This window comes from Ruegeria sp. AN6 (genome assembly GCF_056540425.1).
The window spans coordinates 159,013-174,845 of sequence record NZ_JBQFWR010000007.1; the positions used below are offsets into that span (position 1 = coordinate 159,013).

The following is a 15,833-nucleotide window of genomic DNA, read 5'->3' on the forward strand; positions in this document are numbered from 1 at the left end:
GAGGCTTTGCCGGTAGAGGTGCCGGCAACAGAGGATACCCAATGCTGAAAACCCGTATCATTCCCTGTCTGGATGTCGCTGATGGCCGCGTGGTCAAAGGTGTGAATTTCGTGGGCCTACGCGATGCGGGTGATCCGGTGGAGTCCGCCAAGGCCTATGATGCCGCTGGAGCCGACGAAATCTGCTTTCTCGACATCCATGCAACCCACGAAAATCGCGGCACCATGTTTGATGTCGTCCAACGCACGGCAGAACAATGCTTTGTCCCCCTGACCGTGGGTGGCGGAGTTCGCACCAAGGATGATGTACGTGCCCTGCTGTTGGCAGGAGCCGATAAGATCAGCTTTAACTCGGCCGCTGTGGCCAACCCGGATGTGATTGCTGAGGCGGCGGACCAGTTCGGCAGCCAGTGTATCGTCTGCGCCATCGACGCCAAAACCGTTAGCCCCGGCAAGTGGGAGATTTTCACCCATGGCGGTCGCAAGCCCACCGGTATCGACGCGGTTGAGTTCGCCAAGACCGTTGTCGCCAAAGGCGCGGGAGAGATCCTGCTAACCTCGATGGATCGCGATGGCACCAAGGCCGGATTCAATCTGCCCCTGACCCGCGCGATTTCAGATGCCGTCGATGTGCCAGTGATCGCAAGCGGTGGCGTCGGCAATCTGGACCATCTGGTCGAAGGCGTCACCAAGGGCGGGGCCAGCGCCGTTCTGGCGGCCTCGATCTTCCATTTCGGCGAATACACCATCCAAGAGGCCAAAGAACATATGGCCGCCGCCGGCATTCCAATGAGGCTGACATGAGTATTCTGCACGATTTGGCCGCAACCATTGAGGCCCGCAAAGGGGCGGATCCTGACAGCAGCTGGACCGCCAAGCTGTTGTCCAAAGGCCCTGAGAAATGTGCTGAGAAATTTGGTGAAGAGGCTATCGAAGCGATCATAGAGGCAGCCAAGGGCGACAACAAAAAGCTGACCTCTGAGGCGGCGGATGTGCTTTACCACTTGCTGGTCATGCTGGCTGCGCGCGACGTGGCGCTGGACGATGTTTTGAGCGAACTGGCCCGTCGACAGGGCACCAGCGGCATCATGGAAAAGGCATCCCGGCCAAAAGTCTAAGCGGGTTTCGTGCAATTACCCGGCCCGCTATACTCCGGGTTCGGGTGCATTGAGGCAAAGGGCGTGCAGATGATTAGAGCTTTGGTGTTCGCAGCAGCACTCGCCACCCTCGCGGCCTGTGCCACCCCTCCCCCTTCCTCTGGAGATGAGGTCCAGCGGCTTGCCGCCGAGATCCAAAGCCTCGGCCCCGATATCGATCCGGAAGAGGCCACCCGCGCCGCCCGCATCGCCTATGCCTATACTGCGCAACTGGTGCAAGAATACGAAATCACCGATCCTCCACTTATCCATAACGCCAAGGTCAATAAGGGTCTGCGTCCGCGTGGCCTGTGCTGGCATTGGGCCGAGGATATCGAGCGTCGTCTGGATCAGGAACAATTCCATACGCTCGAGTTGCACCGCGCTATCGCCAATGCGGATAACCCGTTCCGCATCGACCACAGCACCGCCATCATCAGCCGCAAAGGCGAGAGCATGTATGACGGCGTCGTCCTGGACCCCTGGCGTTATGGTGGAGTGTTATTCTGGTCGCCCTTGGTTGAGGACACCCGTTACGAGTGGGTTCCACGCGAAGTGGTTCTGGAAAAGCGTCGTAAGGAACAGGCGGGGCATATAACGTCATTGCCTGCGAATTAAACCCTGCTGGATGCCTGCTGGCTGGGGTATTCCCCATTCAACCAACCGAGAACCGGTAAGGTCGCCCAGATGGCGACCTCAAAGTCAAGTCTAAGGCATCGGCCTGGAATATTACGCATGAAACGGGTCGCTCTGAGAGGGACAAACCGCCTAAGCCTGAAATTCCATTAATCATGGAATTTCGGAATGTATCAGACCACACTAACGCTTTTCTTGTTCTTGCTTCCGCTCGCTTACAGCCCCGGGCCCGGAAACATGTTTTTTGCGGCCAATGGTGCGCGGTTCGGGTTCCGCGCTACCGTCCCCGCGAACGCCGGATACCACATCGCGACTTGGTTCGTGACAGCTGCAATCGGCTTTGGATTTCTGGCGACCATTGAGCGTTTTCCTCAACTATTTACGATCCTGAAAATCGCGGGTTCGCTCTATGTTCTTTGGATTGCATGGAAAATGCTGCGAGCGGGAACGCTTCAAGGTGCAGAGGACGCGAAGCCGGCCACGTTTATGGACGGTTCAATTCTGCTTCTGCTCAATCCAAAAGCATATGTCATCATAGCTTTGATGTTTACGCAGTTTCTGAGACCAGAAAGCCCGAGCAATTTCGCCCCTGTCATTCTGATCACGACCGTCTTTACACTTAACAACCTAATAGCATTCGTGGTGTGGACATTGGTTGGAGACTGGATCGCAAGCTTCTTCCGGTGCCCAGAAAGCGCCCAAAAACTCAACCGACTTTTTGGGTCTGTTTTAGCAGCAGTGGCGATCTGGATGTTAGTATCGTAAGTTCGCTTGTTACGCGAAACTGTCCTGAGTGAAGAACCATACCAGGCGAGAAGTGTAGAACCTCACGCCAAGGTGTATATCACTTAATAGCAATGCCCCTAAGTATTCTGCCCTCTACAACTTAGATGAAATCACCCCGGTGGCGAACCCACCCATCCGCAGTTCACCAAACAAACGCTGATATTCGATTTTGGGGCAGCGGTTCATGACCACGTCAATATCGCGGGCCTGCGCTCTGGCGGCGGCCTCGGCATGTTCTACGCCGATCTGCATCCAGATCGTGCGTAGATTCGGCAACTCGGCCAAAGCCTCGTCAACGATAGGCGGAACGGCTTCAGAGCGTCGAAAAATATCAACCATGTCTACCGCTTCAGAGATCTCGGATAACGAAGCCCTGACCGTCTGACCAAAGAGAGGTTTACCGGCATGCCCCGGGTTCACCGGAATCACCGTATAGCCTTTGAGCGACAAGTAACGCGCAACGTAGTAGCTGGGCCTTACCGGATTCATCGACACGCCAACAACGGCAACAACCTTGGTACGTTTCAACACTGTGGTCAGGAACTGGTCAGAGTAATCAGTCATGATGGCACCCTAGACGCCATGCCAAAAAGAAAAAAGCGCTCAGGTCTTGCCTGAGCGCCAGTTGTTGGAACGAGGGACAGTGAAATGACCCGCGGCAGTTCCATTCCGCGGTCACTGTGACATTTAAGCCTAAGTTTGTGAAAAAAAAGAGGGTGCGCGCATTTTTGTGATGACAAGTCACAATTGGCGGAGATTTGCCGATCAGTTATACAGAACTTGAGGCCAATGCCCCTCGGCCTCGCGAATGTTCTGCGACACGTTCTGTTTCCAGATACGCTCAATCGCTTCCGAATGGGTCAAGTACAACTTTCCGTCAACGATCTGCCATGCTTGCGGGTCAGTGCTGCTGAGCATCCCCTGCACCATCGCATACGCACAATATCCACCAAACTGAGGAGCAAAAGCCCGTGGGTTGCGCTCGAATCTGTCACGATTTTCTTCCGATGTGAACTGCCACACGGCCCCCTTCCACATCAGGGAAAAATCAGACTTCCCCAGCGCAGGCGTTCCGATCCTGAAGTATGAGACCGCATCATAGCCAGAAACAGCCAATCCGCCGTCCGAATAGAACATCGGCTTTTCCTGCGCTCTTACTGAAGGTGCTACGGCAAGACATGCGAGACTGGTTAAAAAGGAACGTCGGGACAGCATCACTGATTCATCGATTGATTTTGAGAGGGTTTTAAGTTGCACAATTCATCTGGTCACGAAAACCCCCATGACGCCCTTGTGAACACGCGTGCGGTCTTCAATCGAAAACGTCTTCAATAGCATCCCAGGCTTCGTCCAATACGCGCGAAAACAGGCCCTTTTTCTTCTTTGCCTTTTTCTTATTGTAATGGGCCGGCCTAGATTTTTGTACCGGACGATCAACAAGCTTGACTTTTGGAACCATCTTGAGGTTATGCAAAGGCGCACCACAGCTTGAGCAACTTAGTTCATGTTGCTTTTTCCCCCTAAGAACCAGCGCGGCGCGGGTTCCACAATAACAGCAGGTGGCGATTTTGTGCGGCGTGGAAATGTGAACCTCCTGTCATCTGGGCTGTGACGCATATAGTGCAATTGCGGCAGCATTTGAGACATTGAGTGACCCAAATCCGCCCGCCGCGTCAATCTTGACCAGCTGGTCCACAGTTTCTTTGGTCTTTTGACGCAGGCCCGGTCCCTCGGCCCCCAATACTAACGCTACTGGCTGCGTTCGTTTGCCCTCCAATACGGTTTCGATGGTTTCGTCTGCCTCACCATCCAGACCCAGAACCAGAAAGCCCATATCCTGCAGCGCATTGATCGCGTCAGCCAGGTTACGGACACGCAGATACGGTTGCCGTTCCAACGCCCCGCTGGCAGTTTTCGCCAGTGCGCCCGTTTCAGGGGCCGAATGGTGCCGCGTGCCAATTACCGCACTTGCGCCCAATACTTCCGCTGAACGGAGAATCGCACCTACGTTATGCGGATCTGTGACCCGGTCCAAAAGCAACACACGCGGGATATCCTGCCCGATACAATTCTCGGCAAGCCCACCCCAGTCCAGTGGCTTGACCTCAAGCGCAGCCCCCTGATGAACAGAGCCCGGATCAATCGGAGCCGTGAATTTCCGTGGATCAACTACCTCGGCCTCAATCCCGGAAAAATCAATGGATTCCGCTAACTTATCGCGGGCGTTTCGCGTCACGATCAAGCGTAACTTCTGCCGTTTCGGGTTCATCAAGGCATCACGAACAGCATGTAATCCAAACAGCCATACGGTTTCGGCAGCAGCAGCTTTTCGCGCCTGTTCTTTCTCGACGACCCACTTTGGTTTCTTCATTTTACGGGCCTCCGGGCCGGGAATTCGGTTTCCTGCGTCAAAGCGTTATTTTCCTGTTGACGCCCTTTAGACGCGCTAGTAATCACGCCTCCACGTCAGGTGCAACGCCTGACAGTGGGCGACAGGCCGCAAGGTGTGGCAGGGGACTGTAACTCCCTCGCGGAGACGCACGCCTGGTTCGATTCCAGGGTCGCCCACCATTCATCTTCTCAGTCTTTGGGTCGGTAAATGCCATTTAGGGTGTTCCAATAAGCTTTGCGCCCGCTTTGGTCGACTGTTTGTTTGTTGCAAAGTGGGAATCTAGACTAATGCGAATGGCCCACATCCATTAACTGGAAATTTGTCTCTGGTATCAAATAGGGCAAACCACTCGTAGATTAGTGTTTTCGAGACATTGATCTCTTTATTGTTGTGGTAATTGCTCCAACAGCCAGCCCTGAAATTGCCTTGCAAATTCATTCTCTTCGTTGCTCGACAGGTAATATCCTTCGTTACTTTCGACGGTTGCCGGATGCGCCCTTTCAAGCACACCAGAATTGATCGCGTGTTTGATCAGAAGTTCGCTCACAAGCGCAATTCCATTGCCGTGGGCAGCAAAGTGCAAGGCCACACCGTACGAATCCGCAAAAATCTGAGGCTCCGGAACAGGCTCAACCTTTGCGGACCATTCTTTCCATCCGCTGGATGTGCCGACCGCTTCGATCAACGGCAAATCACTTACCCCACCTTTAAGGCTGGGTGATTTGAGGGCAATGAGCCGGTTAGGTGTGAGCAATCTGGCATTTCTTCCTACCTGTTTTTCTGATCCGAAGCGGATTTCTACATCTGCACGTGCAGAACTGAACTCGTCCGGCCATACCGCACTTAGAAGACGAACGCGGATATTCGGATGTCTCTTCCGAAATTCAGCAAGGTTTGGCGCGATAATCCACTGGGCAACACTGACTGACGACGCGATGGTCAAAAGGTTCTCTGACGGCCCAGTATCGAATGTATCTGTCGCTGCAGACAACACCCCCAGTGCCGCCCCGACCTGAGGCAGCAGTTTGCGCCCTTCGTCAGTCAGCGACAATCCACGCGCATGGCGCGTAAACAAAGCTGCACGCAGCCGTGTTTCAAGGGACTTTACCTGTTGGCTGACCGCAGATTGGGTCAGGCCGATCTCTTCACCGGCAGCGGTAAAACTCAGATGGCGCGCAGCGGCCTCGAACGCGCGAAACCAGGTCAGCGGGGGCAGCGATTTTTTCATAGGTCAAGTAAGCCATTAGTCTTTTTAATACATAAGCCCTTAAATCAATCGTTTGTCAAAATCGGTGTAATCTCTGAATTTCTCGGGTAGCGAACAGGAGAAATTTATGCGCCCCGAGATACGGAAGATCATGACCTATGATGAAGAGGTTCTCATCGAAGGTTTCAAAGAAACACAACAACCTTGGCGCATGTTCGCTGTTGCCGCTGTTGTCAAAAACCCGTGGGCGGGGCGGTTTGTTGAGGACCTGAAACCCGAAATACAAGCTTATGGCCCTGTTTTGGGAGAGATGATGACCAACCGGATGATCACCCTGGCCGGCGGCGGAGATGCAATCGAAGCTTATGGCAAAGCCGCCGTGGTTGGTCTGAACGGCGAGGTCGAACATGCCTCGGGGCTAATTCATACGCTGCGCTTCGGCAATTTTTATCGTGAGGCGGTCGGCGCCAAATCTTATCTGGCATTTACCAATACACGCGGAACGGCCAATGCACCGATCATGGTTCCGCTGATGGACAAAAACGATGCAGGCCGGCGATCACACTACCTCACCATCCAATTCTCGATCCCTGATGCTCCGCGGGATGACGAGATCGTGGTGGTGCTGGGAGCAGCTACCGGTGGACGCCCGCATCATAGGATTGGAGATCGCTATCAGGATTTGAAGGATTTGGGCCATGATCTGGACAACCCGGCCGCGGTCTGATTTCGGACGCCTCCGCGCGATCCGCCAAGGTGACGGTCCTGCGGTTCTGTTGATACATGGTGTCGGGCTTCGGGCCGAAGCATGGAACGCGCAACTGGACACCTTGTCGTCAATGTTCCGTGTCACCGCAGTGGACATGCCGGGCCATGGCGCAAGCGCCTTACCAGCCGGAGCAAAAGACCTCCGGGGTTATACAGATACGATTGCATCCGGCCTGGATACCCCGGCAATCGTCATTGGTCATTCCATGGGGGCCATGATCGCACTGGATCTGGCTGCGCGACATAAGGGAAAGGTGCTGGGTGTGGCGGCACTGAATGCCATATACAATCGAAGTGATACAGCCGCCAAAGCCGTAAAAGCGCGCGCATCTCTTTTGGACACGGAAACAGGCGCTGACCCGACGCCTACCCTGGCCCGTTGGTTCGGTGATGATGCAGATGTCATCGAGAAAGAGGTTTGCAGAAATTGGCTCACAAACGTCGACCCGATGGCCTACCGCAGAGCCTACAGCATATTTGCGCATGAAAATGGCCCAGATATCGACACGCTCTCTGCGCTGACCTGCCCCGCACTTTTCCTGACGGGGAGCGCCGAACCCAATTCGACACCCGAGATGTCTGAAACCATGGCCTCGCTTACCCCGAAAGGAAAAGCCCAAATAATCACAGGCGCTGCGCACATGATGCCCATGACACATGCAGCCGAAGTCAATTCTGCGCTGCTGGAATTTGCTAGAAAGTCAACTCATGGCAGAGATTGATCCCCGCACCCTACGCAGCGCGTTTGGCCGTTTCATGACGGGCGTGACCGTGGTGACCTGCCGTGCAAATGACGGAACACTTTGCGGTTTCACCGCCAATTCCTTTTCGTCGGTCTCGCTTGATCCGCCTCTGCTTCTGGTTTGTCCGGGTCGGTTTCTGTCGACCTTTGACCAGTTCTCGAACTGTAGTCACTTCGCCATTAGTATTCTGGCCGAGGGGCAGCAAGAAGTATCCAATACATTCGCCAGTTTCACCGGAGATCGTTTCGCCGCGGTCCCCCATACGCTCGATCTGAACGGCATTCCGTTGATCGATGGGGCTATTGCTCAGTTTTCTTGCAGCACATGGCAATCCTTGCCTGCAGGGGACCACCAAATCCTGATCGGAGAAGTGCAAGCGTTCACTGAATCCGACGCCCTTGGGCTTGGATATACCGGCGGGCAGTATTTCAGCCTTGGCCTCGAACGCTCCGCGATGGACCGGAATGGTGGCACAACAACTTGTGGCGCAATTATTAACTCAAACGACTGCGTTTTGCTGGAACTCACTGACGATGGATACCGACCGCCTCAGATCAGCCTAAGCGACATTGGCAATCTGCGGCAGGACCTGACCGACGCCCTCGCATTGCAGGGAAGCCCCGTCGAGCTTGGCCCGGTTTATTCTGTCTATGACGATGCGCAAAGCCAGACCCACCATGTTTACTTTCTGGCCCACAGTGGCGTGCAAACCGAACAAACTTCGTTGCAACCCATCCCAACCGATGCCCTGCCGACCCTCTCATACACGACCTCCGCGATTGCCGACATGATGCAGCGATTTGCGCTCGAATCCCGCACGAACAGCTTTGGGTTTTACCTTGGCAATGCGGATCGCGGCGATGTTCATAGCTTGATTGAAAGGAACTGATCCATGGATTTTTCGCTTTTTGCGCACATGGAACGCATGACCCCTGATCAAAGCCAGGAAAATCTTCACAGCGATTTCATCGAGCTGTGCAAAATGGCCGATGACGCCAGAATGCGCGCGGTCTGGACGGGTGAGCATCATGGAATGGATTTCACCATTTCCCCTAACCCTTTGTTGGAACTGGTCAACCTCGCCAATCACACCAACCATGTGAAACTTGGGACCGGTACAGTCATCGCCCCTTTCTGGCACCCCATCAAACTGGCAGGCGAAGCTGCATCGGCGGACCTGATTACAGGTGGCCGGATCGAACTTGGCATCGCGCGCGGTGCTTACTCTTATGAATACGAACGTCTCATGCCGGGTATGGACGCGTGGGAGGCCGGGCAACGTATGCGCGAGTTGGTGCCCCTGATCCCCAAACTATGGGCTGGCGATTGTGCACATGAAGGAGAGTTCTTTCAGTTTCCCGCAACGACCTCTGCGCCGAAACCTGTTCAGAAAGACGGGCCTCCAATCTGGATCGCCGCGCGTGATCCCAACAGCCATGAATTTGGCGTTCACAATGGATTTAACATCCAAGTCACCCCACTCTGGCAAGGGATGGAAGAGATTGAGAGTCTGGTCGGCCGTTTCAATGACGCTTGTGAAGGGTATGCTGGGCCACGCCCCAAAATCATGCTCTTGCACCACACATATGTCGGAAAAGATGCAGCCGATGTAGATTTAGCTGCACAAGAGTTGTCGCGGTTTTATTGCTATTTTGGTGCATGGTTCCAGAACAAGCGGCCAGTGAAACAAGGTTTGATCCAACAACTGACCGCAGAAGAAATCGCTGCCAACACGCTGATGGCCCCGGAAAACCTGCGGCGTGATCTGACGGTCGGAACCGCAACTGAGGTGATTGATCAGATCAAACGCTACGAAGATTTAGGGTATGATGAGTTCTCATTCTGGATCGACAGCGGCATGAGTTTTGAGCGTAAGCGCGCCTCGCTTGCCCGCTTTATCGACGACGTCATGCCAGCATTCCAGTGAGGGAAGAGATGGACCAGAAACCACATTACCAGCTTTTCATCGACGGGGAATTTACCGACGGTGCCCAAGGGCAAACCATGTCCTCGGAAAACCCCGCCACCGGAATACATTGGGCCACCTTTGCCTGTGCGGCACCCGACGATGTTGATTGCGCGATCAGTGCCGCTCGCCGGGCCCTCAACGACCCTGCATGGCGCGACATGACCCAGACTCAGCGTGGCAAGCTGTTGTATCGTCTGGCAGAATTGATCGAGGAGCATGCCGAACAGATCGGCCGCATCGAGACCACCGACAGCGGCAAGCTGCTGGCTGAGACCGCGGCGCAATCCGCCTATGTCGGGGATTACTATCGCTACTATGCGGGACTGGCAGACAAGATCGAAGGTGCAGTTCTGCCGATTGATAAACCCGACATGCATGCGTTTACCCAGCGCGAACCGATCGGCGTTGTGGTCGCGATCGTCCCCTGGAACGCACAGATGTTCCTGACCGCAACCAAGTTGGGACCGGCGCTGGCTGCGGGCTGTGCTGTTGTACTAAAAGCCTCAGAAATCGCTCCTGCGCCTCTGTTTGAATTTGCCCGTCTCATTGAAAAAGCCGGGTTTCCGCCTGGCGTTGTATCGGTCCTAACTGGTGATGCCGAAAACTGCGCCATACCCTTGACGCGCCATCCGGATGTAGACCGTATCGCCTTTACCGGCGGGCCGGAAACCGCACGTCATGTCGTTCGCAACTCGGCCGAAAATTTCGCGGTTACCTCGCTTGAGCTGGGGGGGAAATCCCCGATGGTCGTTTTCGATGACGCTGATCTCGATGGTGCCGCGAATGGATTGATTGCAGGAAATTTTGGCGCATCAGGGCAAAGCTGTGTGGCTGGTAGTCGTGGGCTTGTCCACCGCCCGGTATTTGAAAAGATCGTATCTCTGATTGAATCCAAAATGGAGGGCGTCACTGTCGGCGATCCTCTTGCGCCCGATACGCAAATCGGACCTCTTTGTACGTCAGCGCAGATACAGAAAATAGAGGCCGCGCTAAATGCCGCCCGTTCCGCGGGCGCGCGTATCCGTTTTGGTGGAAGCAGGTTGGAGCGCGCTGGCAACTATATGGCGCCGACGCTTGTGGAATGCCCCAATACCGACATCGAGACCCTGAAGGTTGAGATGTTTGGCCCGGTTATGTCCTTGATCCCGTTTGATACGGAAGAGGAAGCCATCGCAATCGCCAATGAAACGCCATATGGGCTCGGCGCGGGGGTATTCACCCAAAACGTCGCCCGTGCACATCGTGTGTCAGGACGGCTCAAAGCAGGGATTTGCTGGGTGAACACGTATCGCGCAGTCTCTCCCATTGCCCCATTTGGTGGGTTTAATCAGTCCGGCTATGGGCGAGAGGCCGGGATTGACGTGGTTTATGACTACACGAGAACCAAAACCACCTGGATCAATACGTCAGATGCGGCAATGGCCAATCCATTCACCATGCGCTGACATTTATATGAACTGGAATTTTTTGAGCCAACTTCTGACGGATTGGTGACGGAGTAGGCACCGCTTACAGCGATGATTTCGACCCAAATCCAGAAAAATCTACAGAAGCTTATCTGGGTCGATGCTGTTAGACACCGAGGTAACGTGTAAGGATCGTCTGATCTTCTGCGACATCTGCGGGTTGGACAGTCACACGATCTTGGCCGTTTTCAATAAAGGTGATCCGGTCAGCAATCGACAAAACCGCATCGATACGCTGTTCCACAAGGACGATAGCGTAGCCTTCTGCTTTCATTTTAACCACGACTTGCCGGATCTGTTCGATCATTGAAGGCTGCAAGCCTTCGGTCGGTTCGTCCAAAAGCAGTACCTTGGGGCGCAGGCATAACGCTCGGGCTGTGGCCAACATCTGCTGTTCACCTCCTGAAAGTGTACCGGCGACTTGGCTCAGACGTTCCTTGAGCCGGGGAAAGAGTTCAAGCACCCAATCTCGTGTATCTGCACCTTCACCCCGCGCCAAAAGGCCCATTTCGATGTTCTCTGAAACCGTAAGCTCAGGAAAAAGCCGCCGTCCCTGCGGGATATAGCCGATCCCACGTTGTGGCACGAGGTGTGCAGGCAGGCCGCTGAGGCGTTCGCCATCCAAGATGACCTCACCTTGGCTCAGGGGTAGTTGCCCCATGATTGCTTTCAGCAATGTCGTTTTACCCGCCCCGTTGCGGCCCATCAGGCAATGAATTTCCCCTGCACTGACGGTCAACGATACGCCAAACAGCACTTTTACCTTGCCATAGCCGGTGTGGATATTCTGGACCTCAAACATCGGCGGGCGCCCCCAAATAGGCGGATTGCACGGCAGCGTTCGCGCGAATTTCGTCAAAGGTACCTGATGCCAGAAGGCGCCCCTGATCCAGCACCGCAACATGATCAGCGGTTTCGGCAACCACCCGCATATTGTGCTCGATCAGCAGGATCGTAGTCTCTTCGGCCATCGTCCGCATGAGCGCCACAAACGCTTCAACTTCACCTTCGGCCAGACCTTGGGTCGGCTCGTCAAGGATGAAAAGCTTGGGATCCTGCGCCAGACCCATGGCAATTTCCAACACCCTTTGGTGACCATAACTGAGGTCCGAGGCGACCTGGCCAGCGCGATCCTTCAATCCAATTCTATCCAGCACAGCAGCCGTCTTTTCAGCATGGGCTACTTTGTCATGCGCAAGCCTGCGGCCGGCAGCAAGGGCGACGTTGTCTTCAACCGTCAGTCCGGGAAAGATCGAAGTGATTTGGAACGTATAGGCCATGCCGAGTTGCATGCGTTTATGTGCGGGCAGTTGGCTGATGTCCCGACCTTCGAATGAAACACTGCCGCGGGTTGGTGCAGTCCGCCCGCTAACCATTCCAACAAATGTCGACTTGCCCGCGCCGTTTGGCCCTATCAACGCTGTAATTGCATTCCTTCGCAGAGAGAAATCTATGTCAGTATTGGCCTGGAGCCCGCCATAGATCTTAGTCAGGCCTTTGGTCTCAAGGATATTTACGGCAACCATGACACAGCCCTCTTGCGTATTGTGCCCGCAATACCTTGGGGGGCGAACAGGGTCAGCAGAACCAAAGCAACACCGGCAACAAGCATATATGCGTTGGTGAAACTGCTAGAAATGTCGATCAGATAGAACATAAAGATAACGCCGATGAGGGGGCCGATCGTGGTTCCGGCCCCTCCCAGCAAAACCCACAGCAGCGGGAAGATGGAATAATGCACCGCAGCAAAGCTTGCACCGACATAGCCGAACAGCATCGCGTAGGCGGCGCCTGCGACGCCTGAAAACAGGCCAGATACAACTAGCGCAGCAAGTTTGAGCCGCCCTACGTCATATCCCAACATCCGGGCTCGCTCTTCGTTTTCCCGTATGGCAACCAGTCGCTTTCCAAATGGGCTTTGCACCAAACGCGCCATGGCGAGAAAGCAGATGGCGAAAAGGGTAAATGCAGCGAAGTAACGCGCCGTTTCCGTTGTCAGGTCAATCCCAGCGAGGTTGCGTTGGGCCTGTTGAATGATGAAGCCTTCGTCACCGCGCGTGTATTCTCCGAAATACAGGATCACGAGATAGAAAGTTTGAGCAAACATCAGCGTCACGATCATGAACGCGACACCGATAGTGCGCAGCGCCAGAAAACCAACACCCAGAGCCAAGAACCCGGCAGCAAGGACGCCAACTGCAAAAGCTGGCAGCACTGTCAGTCCGCCGAAATTCATGCTCAGTCCAAACCCGTACATTCCGGCGGCAAAGAACATGGCATGGCCAAGGCTCAGCAGGCCGGTATAGCCAAACAGCAGATTGAACCCGATCGCATAAATCGCAAGCACCATGATCCGCGAGAAGGCTCCGACGTGATATGCGGGCAGCACGAAGAACAATGCGATAAGCACAAGTAAGGTGCCGATATGTAAAGCGGTTGTTCTGGACACCGTCATCAGGCTGCCACCCGCCCCATCAAGCCTTGCGGCTTAAACACAAGCACCATTGCGACAAGGAAGGTCGCGATGATTTTGGCCAGAGTCGGCGAGAAAAAGACCGAGATAATGCCATCGCTCATTCCGATCAGCACCGCTGCAATCACAGTGCCGGGCAAACTTCCGAGACCGCCAATGATTACCACTATAAACGCCAGCAACAATGGATCTCCGCCCATCAGATAATGGGCCTGCTGAATTGGAACCACTAACACAGCACCTAGTGCTGCCAGCCCTGCACCCAGGCCAAACACCCAGGAGTACACACGATTGACCGGCACCCCAAAGGCCTGAGCCATCTCGCGATCCTGCTGCGTTGCACGCATGATCAATCCGATCTTGGTGCGCGTCAGCACAAACCAAAGCACCCCCAACACGGAAATCGCCGCAACTATCACGAACAGCTTGTAGGTCGTCACGCTTAGCCCCCAGGGCCAGATCATTTGGAATCCATCTGCACCAAATTCGAACCAGGGCAGTGCCAAGCGAGTGTTGAACGGTGGCGCGACGGGCCGCGCCTCGGGTCCATACAGCATCAGCGTCGATTGCTGCACAATATAAAGTACGCCAATCGTGGCTACGATGGTCCGGTCCACGTCATAGTCGATCCGCTTTAGGATCAGCTGATCGACCCCCGCCGCAATGCAGCCGACCAAAACCGGCACTATAAGCAGGGCAGCCACGAAACCGAAACCAGCATGGCCGCCGATCATCGTGCTTACCGCCCAGGCAAATACCGCACCCAGCATGAAGAACTCGCCATGGGCGACATTCACAACGCGCATGACGCCGAACACAATGCTGAGCCCCATTGCCGTCAGCACAAGAATAGCCGAAATGACCGCCCCCTCGATGGAGGCGAGCATCAGGTGAGGCCCGAAGTCCATACCCAGTCTCGCTTTTGCCTAATGTCGGGATCAGAAGGATTGCGTGGTGTAATCCACCTCATCTTCATAAAGGCCATCCTCGATTGACGCGGTATGCACCACATCAAGACGGCCATCACCAACCTTTGAGATATACTGTTTGCCAAAGGTCTGATGGGTCTTGCCGTTAAAGACCTTTTCACCCTGCGGATGTTCGATGGATTCCGGCATGTCAGTCATCGCCTCGACCGCTTCGATCAGTTTGGAGCGATCTGCAGGCCCTTGGTAGTCCGCTGCTTCCATACCAGCTTTAATGATATGCATCGTTTCCCAACACCCGAACATATGAGCGTAAGTGGCAACATTGGCCGGGTCATTGATCGCAGCGCCACTGTCATTCACGCCAACTGCCGCACGATAGGCTGAGGCCGCCTCCGATTCGTTGGCCTGCTTATAGCGCGGCATGCCTTCCCAGAAATACGTGCCTTCGAGGAACTCAAGCCCGGGGCTTTGTATATCAACCGCTTCAAGGCTGTCGATAAAACCAAAAATCTCGGGTCGGCTGGGCCCGAAGAACTCGCCCATTTCTTTGACGAATGTCAGCACTGCCGGGCCCACCATCACATGATAGATCACTTCGGTTTCGCGCGGGATGCTTGGGAAATAGCGGGTGAAGGTTGTCTCGGTGGGCGGGATCGCAATCTTCGCAACAACTTCGCCCCCCTGCGCCTCAATCGCTTGCGAGAAAAAGTCGCGATGATCATGGCCGAAAGCAAAGTCAGGATAAATCATCGTGACCTTCTTACCCAGATTGTCGGCGACGAAGGGTGCCATCGAAATAACCTGACTTTTCACATCAGTGATACCTGGTTGCAGCGTATAGCGATTCAGCATGCCGCTGGCGACATGGTGACCTTCGGAGACAACAAAATAAGGCAGTTTCAACTCGCCCGCGCGGGGCGCAGAGCCAATTACCACATGGCTGAACAAGGTACCGAAAGCGACGTCTACCTCGTGTTGGTTGGCAAATTTCTCAAGCACTTCAGCCCCACGCCCGGGATCGGTTGCGTCGTCTTCAGTGATGATCTCGACCGGGCGACCATTGATGCCGCCCATTTCGTTGATGCGCGCAGCAGCGGCGTTAGTTGCCACGTCATACCAGCGGCCATATGCAGCGCCAATGCCAGTCGCGTGCTTTTGGAATCCGATTTTGATCGGCGCCGAACTTTGCGCTTGCGCAAAACCAAGAGAACCAGGCAACACCCCACCCGCGGCCAGAGCACTTGCACCGGCCCCGAGACCAAGCAGTGTACTACGGCGACTGATCTTTGAAGTCTTTGTCATGGCGTTCATCTCCTCTGTTGTTTTTAG

The 15,833-nt window shown here is 54.7% G+C and carries 19 protein-coding genes and 1 tRNA gene; 10 read left to right on the top strand and 10 right to left on the bottom strand.

The features are described from left to right. Window positions 1-41: 41 nt before the first annotated feature. The 4 genes from hisF (at window position 42) to ACR0MQ_RS13065 (ending at window position 2,536) form a co-directional block, all read left to right on the top strand. Window positions 42-803 carry an imidazole glycerol phosphate synthase subunit HisF gene (gene hisF, locus ACR0MQ_RS13050; RefSeq protein WP_170775329.1) on the top strand — a complete coding sequence of 254 codons (762 nt, stop codon included), beginning with the start codon at window positions 42-44 and terminating at the stop codon, window positions 801-803. Further along, on the top strand, window positions 800-1,117 hold the full coding sequence (locus ACR0MQ_RS13055; protein WP_170775331.1) for a phosphoribosyl-ATP diphosphatase: 318 nt from the start codon (window positions 800-802) through the stop codon (window positions 1,115-1,117). The genes hisF and ACR0MQ_RS13055 overlap by 4 nt, the downstream gene beginning before the upstream one ends. A gap of 69 nt (window positions 1,118-1,186) precedes the next feature. Further along, window positions 1,187-1,753: a hypothetical protein gene (locus ACR0MQ_RS13060; RefSeq protein WP_170543578.1), complete on the top strand. Its 567-nt coding sequence runs from the start codon at window positions 1,187-1,189 to the stop codon at window positions 1,751-1,753. Between the two features lie 186 nt (window positions 1,754-1,939). Then, the gene (locus tag ACR0MQ_RS13065) at window positions 1,940-2,536 is read left to right on the top strand and encodes a LysE family translocator (RefSeq protein WP_170775334.1); all 597 of its coding nucleotides are present in this window, start codon (window positions 1,940-1,942) and stop codon (window positions 2,534-2,536) included. A 114-nt stretch (window positions 2,537-2,650) separates the two neighbouring features. On the opposite strand, the gene ACR0MQ_RS13070 is transcribed toward ACR0MQ_RS13065, so the two are convergent. The 4 genes from ACR0MQ_RS13070 to rlmB all read right to left on the bottom strand — a co-directional run bounded on the left by ACR0MQ_RS13070 (window position 2,651) and on the right by rlmB (window position 4,928). After that, the gene (locus ACR0MQ_RS13070; protein ID WP_170775336.1) at window positions 2,651-3,121 is read right to left on the bottom strand and encodes a CoA-binding protein; all 471 of its coding nucleotides are present in this window, start codon (window positions 3,119-3,121) and stop codon (window positions 2,651-2,653) included. 201 nt (window positions 3,122-3,322) lie between these two features. After that, a complete protein-coding gene (locus ACR0MQ_RS13075; protein WP_170543575.1) occupies window positions 3,323-3,694 on the bottom strand; it encodes a YHS domain-containing (seleno)protein in 372 nt (123 codons plus the stop codon). Between the two features lie 175 nt (window positions 3,695-3,869). Beyond that, a complete protein-coding gene (locus tag ACR0MQ_RS13080) occupies window positions 3,870-4,142 on the bottom strand; it encodes a hypothetical protein (RefSeq protein WP_260026327.1) in 273 nt (90 codons plus the stop codon). A gap of 12 nt (window positions 4,143-4,154) precedes the next feature. Continuing rightward, on the bottom strand, window positions 4,155-4,928 hold the full coding sequence (gene rlmB / locus ACR0MQ_RS13085; protein WP_480608639.1) for a 23S rRNA (guanosine(2251)-2'-O)-methyltransferase RlmB: 774 nt from the start codon (window positions 4,926-4,928) through the stop codon (window positions 4,155-4,157). A 116-nt stretch (window positions 4,929-5,044) separates the two neighbouring features. Between rlmB and ACR0MQ_RS13090 the strand changes: the two genes are divergently transcribed. Further along, window positions 5,045-5,128: transfer RNA gene (locus tag ACR0MQ_RS13090), tRNA-Tyr, on the top strand. A 203-nt stretch (window positions 5,129-5,331) separates the two neighbouring features. Here ACR0MQ_RS13090 and ACR0MQ_RS13095 read toward each other — a convergent pair. After that, a complete protein-coding gene (locus ACR0MQ_RS13095; RefSeq protein ID WP_170775371.1) occupies window positions 5,332-6,177 on the bottom strand; it encodes a LysR family transcriptional regulator in 846 nt (281 codons plus the stop codon). A 106-nt stretch (window positions 6,178-6,283) separates the two neighbouring features. Here ACR0MQ_RS13095 and ACR0MQ_RS13100 point away from each other — a divergent pair, with 106 nt between their 5' ends. Genes ACR0MQ_RS13100 through ACR0MQ_RS13120 form a run of 5 tightly spaced genes read left to right on the top strand, consistent with a single transcriptional unit; the run spans window position 6,284 to window position 11,081 of the window. Further along, complete coding sequence (locus tag ACR0MQ_RS13100) at window positions 6,284-6,883, top strand: amino acid synthesis family protein (protein ID WP_480608641.1); 600 nt, start codon at window positions 6,284-6,286, stop codon at window positions 6,881-6,883. Further along, window positions 6,855-7,646: an alpha/beta fold hydrolase gene (locus tag ACR0MQ_RS13105; RefSeq protein ID WP_480608643.1), complete on the top strand. Its 792-nt coding sequence runs from the start codon at window positions 6,855-6,857 to the stop codon at window positions 7,644-7,646. The genes ACR0MQ_RS13100 and ACR0MQ_RS13105 overlap by 29 nt, the downstream gene beginning before the upstream one ends. Further along, window positions 7,633-8,556 carry a flavin reductase family protein gene (locus ACR0MQ_RS13110; RefSeq protein ID WP_480608645.1) on the top strand — a complete coding sequence of 308 codons (924 nt, stop codon included), beginning with the start codon at window positions 7,633-7,635 and terminating at the stop codon, window positions 8,554-8,556. The genes ACR0MQ_RS13105 and ACR0MQ_RS13110 overlap by 14 nt, the downstream gene beginning before the upstream one ends. Before the next feature lie 3 nt (window positions 8,557-8,559). Then, window positions 8,560-9,594: an LLM class flavin-dependent oxidoreductase gene (locus tag ACR0MQ_RS13115; RefSeq protein WP_010442631.1), complete on the top strand. Its 1,035-nt coding sequence runs from the start codon at window positions 8,560-8,562 to the stop codon at window positions 9,592-9,594. An 8-nt stretch (window positions 9,595-9,602) separates the two neighbouring features. After that, window positions 9,603-11,081, top strand: coding sequence for an aldehyde dehydrogenase (locus ACR0MQ_RS13120; protein WP_170775379.1), 1,479 nt, complete (start codon window positions 9,603-9,605; stop codon window positions 11,079-11,081). Window positions 11,082-11,208: 127 nt separating this feature from the next. Here the strand turns inward: ACR0MQ_RS13120 and ACR0MQ_RS13125 are convergent, their stop codons facing one another. From ACR0MQ_RS13125 to ACR0MQ_RS13145, 5 genes are read right to left on the bottom strand one after another with little or no spacing between them, the layout of a single operon-like run. Next, window positions 11,209-11,904, bottom strand: coding sequence for an ABC transporter ATP-binding protein (locus ACR0MQ_RS13125; protein ID WP_170543561.1), 696 nt, complete (start codon window positions 11,902-11,904; stop codon window positions 11,209-11,211). Beyond that, window positions 11,897-12,628 (bottom strand): ABC transporter ATP-binding protein, encoded by a 732-nt coding sequence (locus ACR0MQ_RS13130; protein ID WP_170775381.1) that lies wholly within the window; start codon window positions 12,626-12,628, stop codon window positions 11,897-11,899. Before ACR0MQ_RS13130 ends, ACR0MQ_RS13125 begins: the two co-directional genes overlap by 8 nt. After that, window positions 12,616-13,557, bottom strand: a complete 942-nt coding sequence (locus ACR0MQ_RS13135; RefSeq protein ID WP_170775383.1) for a branched-chain amino acid ABC transporter permease — start codon at window positions 13,555-13,557, stop codon at window positions 12,616-12,618. The genes ACR0MQ_RS13130 and ACR0MQ_RS13135 overlap by 13 nt, the downstream gene beginning before the upstream one ends. Then, window positions 13,557-14,483: a branched-chain amino acid ABC transporter permease gene (locus ACR0MQ_RS13140; protein WP_170775385.1), complete on the bottom strand. Its 927-nt coding sequence runs from the start codon at window positions 14,481-14,483 to the stop codon at window positions 13,557-13,559. Before ACR0MQ_RS13140 ends, ACR0MQ_RS13135 begins: the two co-directional genes overlap by 1 nt. Before the next feature lie 30 nt (window positions 14,484-14,513). Beyond that, the gene (locus ACR0MQ_RS13145) at window positions 14,514-15,806 is read right to left on the bottom strand and encodes an ABC transporter substrate-binding protein (protein ID WP_480608648.1); all 1,293 of its coding nucleotides are present in this window, start codon (window positions 15,804-15,806) and stop codon (window positions 14,514-14,516) included. Between the last annotated feature and the right edge of the window lie 27 nt (window positions 15,807-15,833).